Source organism: Streptomyces sp. SAS_270, assembly GCF_052543295.1.
This window is the reverse complement of the sequence record NZ_JBMNDS010000053.1, coordinates 1-11,642: the sequence shown is the minus strand read 5'-3', so window position 1 is coordinate 11,642 and position 11,642 is coordinate 1. Positions and strand designations below refer to the sequence as shown.

Below are 11,642 nucleotides of genomic sequence, written 5' to 3'. Positions count from 1 at the left end.
TCAGGCCCCCTTGGCCGCGGTACGGACCAGGACGAGGCCGCCGTTCGGACCCGGGATGGCTCCCTTGATGAGGAGCAGCCCCTTCTCCGCGTCAACGGCGTGAACGGTCAGGTTCTGGGTGGTGACCCGCTCGTTGCCCATGCGGCCCGCCATGCGGACGCCCTTGAACACACGGCCCGGGGTGGCACAGCCACCGATGGAGCCGGGAGAGCGGTGCTTGCGCTGGACACCGTGGCCGGCGCCGAGGCCCTTGAAGTTGTGACGCTTCATGACACCGGCAAAGCCCTTGCCCTTGCTCTTGCCGGTCACGTCCACCTTGACGCCGGCCTCGAAGGTCTCGGCGGTGATCTCCTGGCCGAGGGTGTACTCGCTGGCGTCAGCGGTACGGATCTCGACGAGGTGGCGGCGGGGAGTGACGTCGGCCTTGGCGAAGTGACCCTTGAGGGGCTTGTTCACCTTGCGAGGGTCGATCTCGCCGAAGGCGATCTGGACCGACTCGTAGCCGTCGACATCGTTCGTACGGACCTGGGTCACGACGTTGGGGCCGGCCTTGACGACGGTGACCGGAACAACACGGTTGTTCTCGTCCCACACCTGCGTCATGCCGAGCTTCTCGCCCAGGATGCCCTTGATCTGCTTAGCCATTCTCAGATCACCGACCCTTAGAGCTTGATCTCGATGTCGACACCGGCCGGGAGGTCGAGTCGCATCAGGGAGTCAACGGTCTTCGGCGTCGGGTCGAGGATGTCGATCAGGCGCTTGTGCGTGCGCATCTCGAAGTGCTCGCGCGAGTCCTTGTACTTGTGCGGCGACTTGATGACGCAGTACACGTTCTTCTCAGTGGGCAGCGGCACCGGGCCCGCGACCGACGCACCAGTGCGGGTCACCGTCTCGACGATCTTCTTCGCCGAGGAGTCGATGACCTCGTGGTCGTAGGCCTTGAGCCGGATGCGGATCTTCTGTCCCGCCATGGCTACTAGTAGTCCTTTGTCTAGTGAAACGCTCTGGTACCCGGGGGTTCGCGTCCCCTCCTCCGACCCACGCGGTCGGGTGTGTCGCGCTCCTGCCGCACAGATATCCGTAAACGGATTTCCCTGCGAGGGACGCGGCTCGCCCGAAAGCAACCGCAGGACCGGGGGTGAGACACCCACCGGGCGCCTGGCCCGCGCCCCGCTGACACTTCCCGGAAGATTCCCGTACGTCCGCTCCAGCGCTGCCTTACGGCAGTTGGGGCGACGAGTACTGTGGGACTCGCTTCCGGTCCCCCCGACGGGAGGCGTGCAGCATCGGCGCTCGACCGAGCAACTCCGACAGTCTGCCATACGGGGCAGGGGCCTGGCCAATCGAGCCGAGGATCGTACCCCTTGGGTGACGCAGGTCAAACCCAATGCGCCTACGGCCCGCGCCTCCGGCGCCGGGCCAGGGGCCAGGCCGCCTCGGCCGTCACTCCGAGTGCTGTCACGGACACAAAATGAAGCAGGGGGCCGGGCCTGTGGCCCGACCCCCTGTCATTCAGTGATCCGTGATCACGGCGTCACGTTGACCGTGAAGCGGTTGTCCGGATCGTCACAGTGGATGACGCTCGTCGGCCGGTTTCCAGGGCCGTCGCCGATCAACGGAACCGGTGCGTCCACGTTCCACGGGTTACCGCCGCTTCCCCTTCCGGAGGCGTCGCAGTCGTCGAACCCGTTGCCGTTGGGAGAGGTGGGGGGCAGGTTGGAGAAGTTCCTCCAGTCCCCCGTGTGCACCTTGCCGCTGGACGGACGGCCGAGGTCGTCCGTCATCTTTCCGTCGACGTAGACGTAGAGGTCGGGCATGTAGCTCTGCCACACGATGCCGTTGCTCGGGTCCGCGTCCTTGTTCGTCTCCAGGTGCGTGGGCTTCACGGAGCCGTCCGCGCAGAACGCGGCGGCGATGTCGTGCCAGATCGGCGGGGCGTTGCCGATCATGCTGCCCCACATGTTGTTGTTCCAGTCACCGGAGTTCTTGAAGAACATCGAGTAGATGTCCCCCGCCGCCCTGCGCACCGAGTAGTTGGTGTCGGGGCTGGAGTTGACCTTGTCGAGCCAGGCCTTGACGTTGTCGTTGATGGAGTGGTGGCCGATCATCGCGCGATACCCGTGGACGCCTCCGCCCACGGCGCGGATGTCCACGCAGGTGTTGTCCGAGTTCACCCGCGCGCCCCTGAGGTGCGGGAGGTAGGCCTGTCCCGGCGTGTCCCCGTCCACCAGCGGATCGGCGGTGTAGGTGCGCCCGTATTCCAGGGCGTCGGGGGTCGTGTACGTCAGGTCGGGGACGGCGATGTGGTAGTCCGCCGAGATCGCCTTGATCAGCTGGGTGACGAAGGTGGGCAGGTGGGCGTTGCCGACCCGGACGTCGTAGCTCGCGCTCTCGCTGCCCGGGATGACGTGTCCCGTGCCGTCCTTCACGAACGTCACGTCGACATCGCTCTTGATCTTGTAGCTGTTCGGGTCCTGGAACGCCTGGCTGGGAGACGCCGACAGGCTCGGGCGGGTGTTCGACATGCCCATCCACATCGGGATGGACATCGACGGCACCGATCCGTCGGCGTTCGGTGTGTAACCGCCGGCCTTGACGTTCTTGGCCCAGGCGTCGCCCGCGTCATAGGTCTTGGGACCCGTGCACTCGTCCATGTTCACTTCGGTCGTGCATCGCGTCCACGACGTCAGACCGTTGTCCGACACCTCGTTGCTGGGAGTGCCGTCCCACAGCGGGCCGCCGTTCGTCCCGGCGGAGACCTCGGTCCCCCAGTCGTAGAGCGCCTTCATCGACCGGATGGGCGTGTTGAGCTCGGTGACCGGCCAGTTGGAGTTGAGCTCCTGGTTGGGGTCGAAGACCGAGGCCGCCGTCAGGGTGCGGTGGACGAACGTGCCCTGCACCGGCTGGAAGGCGACGGCACCGTAGGCGACGTCACTGTCCGCGGACCCGGTGGGCGTGTAGTTGGACAGGGACACGCTCGGGGTGCCGTCGAACTTGAAGGCGCCCAGCGAGACCCACTTGTTGTTGTTGCCGTCCTGGTTGATGTAGCGGTCGTAGGGACCGCCGACGGCACCGCTGATCTCGTAGTGCGCGCGCTTCTCCTGCGCTCCGGTGTCGGGCACGTGCACCCACACCTGGGCGAGATCGAAGCTGCCGTTCGGGATCCACGTGCCGCGGACCGTCAGCGGGCCGGAGGTGGTGCCGCCCAGGTGGTCGGCATCGCGGGTGTGCGTGTACCAGAAGTGACCGCCGTAGCCGCCGCCGATCTGGTGCAGGTCGGCCTTGGCCTCGTACTGTCCCGCGGTGTCCGCGTAGAACGTGAAGCGGAAGGTGCCGTCGGATTTGACGTTGCCGCAGTCGCTCCAGGTCGGAGTGCCGTTCGGTACGGAGGCGACGACCTTGGCGCCCGAGGGGGCCCCGCTGCACACCGGGGTGCCGTTCTTCAGCCGGTAGCCGCGTCCCGGCTCGGCGATGAGCGACTGGTACTTGATGTTCTCGTTGCCACAGGTGCTGGCACAGCCGACCTTCCACGTCGCGTTCGACTGGTTCCACCAGTACTTCTTGTAGCACTCGGCGTCCGGGCAGTCCGGCGGGCTGCCCGGGTCACAGTTGTTCTTGCTGTTGCAGAAGGTGCTCTTGGGCGGTGAGACCAAGGAACGCTGGAGGTTGTCGATCCACCAGGCGGGACGGAAGCCCACCGAGGAGAACCCGGACTCGCCCTGCCAGTCCTGGCGTCCGGAGGTGGCGTAGGAGAAACCGGTGTCGGTGGACCATGCGGACCAGCCCATCACCTTCTCCTCGTAGGGCCAGTCCTGCGGGTGTGCCGCGTCGTGGTTGGCGTTGGAGTCGACGGTGGTGTCCATGAACGGGTTGTCGTTCTTGTACACGGGGTTGGCCGGGTTGTTGTACCAGCCCAGGCCCCACGCGGTGCCGGAAGCACCGGGAGGGTTGAAGCCGAGGTTGTAGTTCCAGACGGCGGTGAACCAGTTCTCCACCTTCGACGGGTCGTCGTTGTTGACGGTGACCGTCTGGCCGGCCTTGTGCACCTCGTTCCACTTGTCGGCGAGGATCTTCATCGACGCGGCGATGTTGCTCGCGTAGTCGACAGCGACGATCTTCTGCTTCCCGGGGGAGAGAGCCGTCTCGTCCTTCTTCTCGTGGCCCGCCATGCGCATGCCGTCGGTGACCTGGCCCACGCCGTAGCCACAGTCGGACTTGTCCCAGTGGATGTTCCAGAAGTCGGCGACCGTGCCGCCGGTCTTGTGGCCGTAGTAGCCGTCGACCGCGGCGAGCGGGCTGCCCATCTGGCCCGGAACCGCGCCGGACTCGGCCTGCCACAGGTTCGATTCCTGGGACAGGATGCCGAGCAGCACGTTGACCGGGATCTGGGCGCCGGCCTTGCCGTCCAGCGTCGGCCGGGGGAAGAGGCCCTGCGGGTCGATGGTGCCGAGACCGGCCTGGTCGCGGTAGCCGCCCTGCCGGATGTACCCGGAGGTGAGGTTGCCGCGTACGGCCATGTCGGCGGCCCACTCGACCTGGTTCGAGGTCGGCTGGAGCGCCTGCACGCTGACGTCGTTGCGGGAGACCGAGCACCAGCGGTCCGGGTCGGTCGGCTCGTGCGCCGCGTCCGTGTCCGTCGCGGTGGTGGCGACGGTGCGTTCCATCTGGGTGCCCATGCCGGCGGGCGCGGTCTCCGTGACCGGCTTGGTGCCGCTCTTCAGGGCGGGCGAGGACTCCTGGGTACCGGCCGCCACCTGCGGCGCCACCTGCTGGGTCACCTCGGTGCCCGTGGTGGTGGCGGTGGAGGTGATGGTGGCCGACTCCGTCTTCGCCAACGTCTTCGGCGGGACGGAGGACTCGGCCGCCGCCTTGTCGGGCTTGGCCTCCTGGGCCTTGGTGAAGCCGCGGCCGGCGTTCGCGATGTGCGCCAGGCCGGCCCTCATGCCGGGCATGAGGACGGGGTCGACGGCGAGTCGGCCCTGCGTGGAGACATCGGAGTCGGCGGGCGCGTCGAGCCGGGTGATGCCCGTGCCCTTCGTGTGCACGGCACCGGTCGGCTTGCCGGTCAGAAACGCCTTGCCGGGAGCGCCGGCGGCGAGGTCGAGCGCTCCGGGAGCGCCGGTGGCGACCGTGGCCGGGCTGCCGTGACCGCGCCAGATCTTCGCCGTGTGCTTCTTGTTGCCGCGCTCGACGAAGGCGAGCTGCTTGCCCTGGGCGTCGAGCGGCCGGATGTCGAAGGCGACCGCGTCGACGGACGTCACCTTGCTGGTCTTCCCGGCCTTGCTCTTGCCGGTGTCGCCGAGGCGCACCAGATCGCGGCCGACCGCGCCGATGGCGCCGCCGGTGACGGGCGCGGCCGAGGTGACCTCGCCGTGCACCGACGCCTGGGTCAGCTGCTTGCCCGCCGTGTTCACGGTGACCACACGGGTCTTCACCGCGGCCGGGTCGTTCATGTCCCGGTACGAGGTGAAGGCGGCCGTGTGGGCGGAGGTGTTGCAGGTCGGGTCGAAGTACGCCAGCGAGGCGGTGAACCCGAGCTTGGTGACCGAACCCGTGCTGGTGTTGACGATCGCCGTGAACGCGCCGCCCTGGAACAGGTCGGGCTTGTTGGTGAAGGTACGCGGCGCGTAGACGACGGCCGCGTGGTCACGGTCCATCAGGCACTGGTTGCCGATCCAGGAATCGGCCGGCATACCGGGCTCGGCAAGGATCGCGGCGGTCTTCCACCCGTACGCGTCCTTGGAGTCGGCCACGAGAAGGTGCAGGCCGTCCGCGTCGGCGGCGGCCGTGACGGCACGGTCGGGTGAGGACTTCCACCCGGTGCCGAGCTTCTTGCCCGGATCCTTGATCCGGCCGGAGCCGGAGGGGCCCTGGGCCGCGGCGGCCGAGTCTGATTGCGTGGTCCGGCCGGACCCGGTTGTCGAGTCGGGCCCGGCGTCCGGCGCGCCGAACGCCGGAACGGCGCTCAGCAGGCCACCGCTCAACGCGGTGCACGCCGCTATGACGACCAGAGGTCTGTGAAGTTGTCGCCTGGATCTCAAGGCAGGGGTTCCCCGATTTGTTTGAGGTTTCGGATCCGCAATGCCGAGCGCCGGGTCAGGTGACCCGGCGCTGTCGGTGTGGTGGTCAGGCACACTCGGAATCGTCGTTGTCGACGGCGAAGACGTAGCCGCCCTTGAAGTTGACGAGGTTGGAGGTGCTGCTCGACGTGTTCTTCATGAGCGCGGTGATGGTGACGCAGCGGCCTCCCCTGGCGAGGGTGCTGCTGTGCACCGGACCCGCGTACTCCGAGAAGTTGCCGTGGTCGCGCTCGCCGGCCGACTTGGTGTCCCCCGGGTACATCTGAAGGTCCATGTACTTGGCGCCGGTCGTGTTGTTGTCGAGGATCGCGCAGGCGCTGTTGCCCTTCATGTAGAAGAAGAGCGTCGCCTGGCGGTTGGTGGCGCTGGGCAGCGCCTTGGCGTCGTTGAACACGTACCCGGTGCCGCAGACCGTCGCGGAAGCAGCGGCCGCCGGAGTGCTCGGCACGACGACACCCAACGCGGCGACGGCGGAGGCGGCTACGGCGAAGCGAGTCAGGTTCTTACCGATTGAAGACACAAGTCCCCCTATGAAGTGGTCGAGTTCATGAGTGTCTCCACTGCGGGACGAGGACTGGCCTCCCCGTTCAAAACCCCGTTCGAATGAAGACGTCGGGACTGTAGCTACTCCGACTCTGCACAGGCAACGCATAAGATCCGGCGCAACGGGTAGCCGCAACGCCCAAAAGTAGCGAACTCGTTGTAGCTGCCATCGGATTTCGCTCAAAATTTCAACATGTGCCCCGTTTGGGGGCTACTCTCCGCGACCTTCCCACCCGTAGTGACTTGCATCACAGCGCATAACGATTCGAACCTGCTACCGAGCAAACGAAATACCCCGCCCATGGGACCAACCACGGGCGGGGAAACTTCAGTTGACGAGGAGGCAGACTCCGGGATCGGTGGCCGACAGCCATCGCCGCCGCCACGTGCGTCAGCGCCCCGGTCTCACCCGAGAGTCCAACAGGCCGAGTCCTTGGGGGGTGCCGGACGGATCGGCAACTGCGCGAAGTCGATTCCCGCGTCCGCCTCGGCGTCCCCGGTCGGGAGCCGGTCCTGGTCGTCAGGAAGGTAGTACGCGCCGTAGGCCCAGAACTCCGGGAACTCGTGCGTCATGAGGTTCTGTTCGAGAGTGCTCATCTCGTTCCGCGCGTACCTCTCGTTGATCCTGGCGACGGCTTCCGCCCGGGAGACGCCACAGCGTTCCGTCAGAACGTCCACCATTTCGCGAAAATACTCAAGCATTTCCTCGTCGAGGCTGATCAGGAATTCTTCGGTTCTCACGATGTCGGCCCCACCACGCGATGAAGTGAATTATTGAAAAGGTCTGCAGCACGATCCGAGTAGATCGCTATTTGATGTCCGAAGAATTCCGGAGCGGCCTTGCCGCTCACGAACCTTCTGACATTCCTGAGCATCGGACCCTCGACCATCTCGTAGCTGTGCATGGCACCACCGGTACGGTGGTGCTTGATGAAGGACGCGAGCTCGTCGCTCGGGCCATCGAAGATCTTGCCGCCCAGGTTGTCGAGCTCACTCTTCGGGACCTTGAAGTGCACGACCGCGGGGAGACCCCCTCGCTTGTCAGCCAACTGCTTCGCCCAGACCAATGCCTGCTGAGGGTCCTTGGTGACGTAGAAACCGCCCCTGCCGAAGTCCATCGCACGGCCACTTCCCATCAGGTCGATTCCGTCGTTGGCGATACTGTCCGCATATTTCCTGATGGTCCCGTGATACAGATCCACCATGCATGGCGCCTTCAGACCCAGCGGGTCCATCCACTGCAGGGGATTCTTTACATATGCATAGTTGTTCGGCGCGGGTGTGCGACCCAGGGGATCGGGGCTCAGGTAACGAGCTGTGCTCGGCTCGTAGTAGCGATGGTGATTGTAATGAAGTCCGGTTTCAGCGTCGAAATACTGGCCGGGGAAACGCAATGGGCAGTTGACATGATCACTGCCTGCCCGCCCGACAGGAACGCCCCACAGGGTCGACGACTGGGTCCAGACAACGTCACCCTCCTCGTCCACCAACTCCGTCGGTGTCCCGAGGAGGTCGGTGACGATCGCATAGAAACGCTCATCGATCTCCTCCTGGGGTGAGTCCGGTCCGACGGACCCGGCGCCGCGTACGCGCTGCCCGACCGGAGTTGTCTCGCTGCCCCAGTCCCACGACGTGCTGACGGAGCCGTCCGTCTGTTCCGCGAGCTGGTCCCCGTCCCAGAAGAAGGAGACCTGCTCGGTGACCGTCGTACCGTCGTCGCCGAGCAGCTGTTTGGCCACGCGCCGGCCCAGCGGGTCGTACACGTAGTGCCACTGACGGCCGTCCGGGGTGAGGACGTCCGTGAGCTGGTCCTCTGCGTTCCAGATGTAGCGCCATACGCGCCTGCCGCCGGACAGCAGCTTCGTGACACGACGGACCACCCGCCCCTGGCCGTCATGGCGATAGAAGGTGCGTCCCGCCCGCTCGATGAGAGTTCCGGAGTACGCCCGGTCGCCCGTCCCCGCCTCCTCATCGCGCAGGGGCGCGGACGTAGCGAAGCCGGTGAGATTGCCGAGGGCGTCGTACCGGTAGCGCTCGTCCCCTCCTCCGCCGCCGCCGAGCGCGGCGGTAACCCGCCCTGCCTGGTCCAGCTCGAACGACCGCTCGCCGTGTCGTGCGTCGACCACCCGGACGAGACCGCCGTCGTCACGGTGCTGGTACGTCCGACGCATCACGTCGCCGGCGCCGGCCGTCCGCAGCGACTGCGTGGTCCGCAGCCGGTCCGCGTCCCACTCGTGGGTCAGACGCGCGGTGTCGCTGAGTACGCGCTCGATCTCGCGACCTGCCACGTCGTACCGGAAAGTGACGTCGTGCCGCCCCATCCGCTGTACCAGCGAACGTCGGCCGGGCTCGTACGTCCAGCGCGTGATCGCACCGCTCGGTGTCGTCCGCGAAGTGCGGCGTCCGCTGACGTCGTACTCGCTGCGGACCTCGTGCCCGTTCCAGCACTCACTCAGGACGCGTCCCATCGCGTCGTGCTCGATGTCGAGCTCGACGTCCGCGTTGCGCGCGTGGACGATCCTGCCCAGCGGGTCATACGTGTACGTTGCGCCCACGCCGTCGGCGTCCATGGCGACGACGTTGCCGAGCACGTCGTGACGGAACGCCGTGACCTGGCCGGCTCCGTTGGTCCTTTCGATCAGCAGGCCGACGGCGTCGTAACGGTAGGTCAGTGTGCGGCCGTTGAAGTCCGTCTCGCTGACCAGGCGACCCACGGGGTCATACTCGTAATTCCAGCTCTGCCCTGCCCCGTTGGTGACACTTCGCAGCCGCAGCTCGGTGTCGTAGGCGAAGCGCTCCAGTGTCCCGTCCTCGTTCTCACGCACAGAGCAGAGATCGAAGTGGGTGTTCTCGTAGATGGTGCGGCGGCCCGTCGACGACTGGTATTCGAGTGGATTGCCCTCGACGTCGTACGACCAGCGTTCCACGGTCCCGTTCGGCAGCTCTCGCCACGAGATCTGGCCCTCCACCGTCCAGCCGACCCGTGTGACAGCACCGGCGGGATCGGTGAGCTCGATGATCCGGCCGAAGGCGTCCCGCAGGAACGAGGTGCTGGCGCCGAGCGCGTCCACTGTGCCGACGACCAGCCCCGCCGCGTCGTTGACGACGGTCTGCTGCCGGATGCCCAGGGCGTCCGTGATGCCGGTCAGGCCACCACGGTCGTCGAACGTGAACGACGTCGTGGCGCCGTGAGGGTCGACGACGGCCACACGGTTGCCGCGATCGTCGTAGATCGACTCCCAAGAACTGCCGTCCGGCTGCGTCACCTTGGTGACCAGGTTCAGTTCGTCGTACTCGGTGACGACGGCGCCACCGTCAGGACGAACGACCTTCGTGACGTTGCCCACCGCGTCATGGCTGAAGCACGTCGTACGGCCGAGCGGATCGGTGAGGGACGTCAGACGGCCGAGATCGTCCCACTCCCGTGTGGTGGTGTGCCCCAGAGGGTCGGTCTCGGCGAGGGGCCGCAACGAATCGTCGAAGCGGTACGCCATGTTGTGGCCGAGCGAGTCGATCGCGACCGTGGTGCGTGACTCGTCGTCGTAGGCGTAGGAGTACGCGAGGACACCGTCCACGCCGCCCGTACGGACACAGCGGCCCGCGTCGTCGTAGGCGTAGCGGTACCAGTCGCCTTCCCTGCTCTGCCAACCGGTGAGCCGCTGACGGTCGTCGTAGCTGTAGCGCTGGGGCACCAAGGACGAGTCGGTGGCACCGACAAGGCGTCCGTATTCGTCGTACTCGTACGTCGCCAGGCAGGGCTGCTCGGGAGCGCTGAGGAGAGAGAGCCTGGTGACGCGGCCCGACGTGGTGGTGATACCGAGCCGGTATCCGCCGTGGTGGACCAGCTCCGCCGGGGAGCCATCGGCCGCATAGCCGATCTGGACGGTGTTGCCGTTTCGGTCCTCGATGCCGACCAGTGACAGCTCCGCGGCCCGTCCACCTGGCACGGACGTGAATCGCAGCGTCGTGCCGCTCTCCGGCTGCCACACCCTGATCTCGCCGTCCGGGGTGCCATCCCAGCTGAGCGGCCAGTTGGGACCGAGGATCGGCCTCATCGGCTCGCCGCTTTCCGGCACGGCGTAGTACAGAACGGCGCCATCGTCAGCGATGAACCGGATGCCGTCGCCATCGACCAGAAGCCGCTGATCAAGGGTGGACGTCCAGTCCGCCCCGAACCAACGTCCTGCTCGTACGCCCGTCCGGTGAGTACGTTGCACGACCAGGGGCAGAACGCCGGGCAGGGAGACATCCGGTATCGACATCACCATCTGGCCCGACGCCATGTCGATGGGATCACCGCAGGTGAAGAGGTTCTTCATCGGCCGCCCGAGGTTCTTCATGCGCGGGCCCAGTCCCTTGAGCCCCATCGCCATGCCCTTGAGTCCGCCCTTGCCGAGGGCCTTCATGCCCTTGGCGAGTTTGCCCAGGCTGGTGAGGCCCTTGCCGCCGGGGATGCAGTCCAGTGCCGCGAAGGCCACATCCCATAGGGACGCCTGGCCCTTCGCGTATTTGTTGAGGGTGTCGGCGAGGACGACCAGCGCGGCGATCAGCACGATGGCGCCGAGGATCGGCCCTCCGATGATCATCGCGATGATGCCGACGACGGCGACGACGACCTTGCAGACCGCGACGATGGTGTCCCAGTTGTCGGAGAACCAGTCCCCGACCTCCTCCCACCACTTGCGGTTGTGGATACCCGCGTCCGACGCCTCGCCGATCTTCGTCTTCGCAGTGTGCGCGGCCTCCTCGCGCATCTTGCGCGCGTCCTCGGCCATCTTCTTCGCCGCATCCAACGCGTTGGAGGCCGTCGTGACGTCCGACTGCGCCGACGTCTGCGCCGTCTTCGCATGCTGCGCATCGCGGGTGGCCGCCCGGACCTTCGCCTCGTCCGGCTTCTCCGCCGCCTTGCTGCCCGTCGGATCGTCCTTGTACTTGTCGGCTTCCTTGTTCGCCGTGGTCACCCACGAATCAGCCGACGTCAGACGGGACTTGGCCGACGACAGATCCGCCCGCGCCTCC

Annotated in this window: 6 protein-coding genes; all 6 read right to left on the bottom strand. The window is 66.5% G+C overall.

The annotated features are described in order from the left end of the window. The 6 genes from rplC to ACN6LB_RS29325 all read right to left on the bottom strand — a co-directional run bounded on the left by rplC (position 1) and on the right by ACN6LB_RS29325 (position 11,584). The gene (rplC, locus tag ACN6LB_RS29350) at positions 1-645 is read right to left on the bottom strand and encodes a 50S ribosomal protein L3 (RefSeq protein WP_356033220.1); all 645 of its coding nucleotides are present in this window, start codon (positions 643-645) and stop codon (positions 1-3) included. Positions 646-662: 17 nt separating this feature from the next. After that, a complete protein-coding gene (gene rpsJ, locus ACN6LB_RS29345) occupies positions 663-971 on the bottom strand; it encodes a 30S ribosomal protein S10 (RefSeq protein ID WP_003948644.1) in 309 nt (102 codons plus the stop codon). A gap of 555 nt (positions 972-1,526) precedes the next feature. Continuing rightward, on the bottom strand, positions 1,527-6,041 hold the full coding sequence (locus ACN6LB_RS29340) for an SGNH/GDSL hydrolase family protein (RefSeq protein WP_445028514.1): 4,515 nt from the start codon (positions 6,039-6,041) through the stop codon (positions 1,527-1,529). Positions 6,042-6,126: 85 nt separating this feature from the next. Next, positions 6,127-6,600 carry a hypothetical protein gene (locus ACN6LB_RS29335; protein WP_445028513.1) on the bottom strand — a complete coding sequence of 158 codons (474 nt, stop codon included), beginning with the start codon at positions 6,598-6,600 and terminating at the stop codon, positions 6,127-6,129. 428 nt (positions 6,601-7,028) lie between these two features. Continuing rightward, positions 7,029-7,364 (bottom strand): hypothetical protein, encoded by a 336-nt coding sequence (locus tag ACN6LB_RS29330; protein WP_445028512.1) that lies wholly within the window; start codon positions 7,362-7,364, stop codon positions 7,029-7,031. Beyond that, positions 7,361-11,584, bottom strand: a complete 4,224-nt coding sequence (locus tag ACN6LB_RS29325; protein WP_445028511.1) for an RHS repeat-associated core domain-containing protein — start codon at positions 11,582-11,584, stop codon at positions 7,361-7,363. Before ACN6LB_RS29325 ends, ACN6LB_RS29330 begins: the two co-directional genes overlap by 4 nt. Positions 11,585-11,642: the final 58 nt, after the last annotated feature.

Coding starts and splice junctions, on each gene's coding strand:
- rplC (WP_356033220.1), bottom strand. CDS start 645: ATGGCTAAGCAGATCAAGGGCATCCTGGGCGAGAAGCTCGGCATGACG.
- rpsJ (WP_003948644.1), bottom strand. CDS start 971: ATGGCGGGACAGAAGATCCGCATCCGGCTCAAGGCCTACGACCACGAG.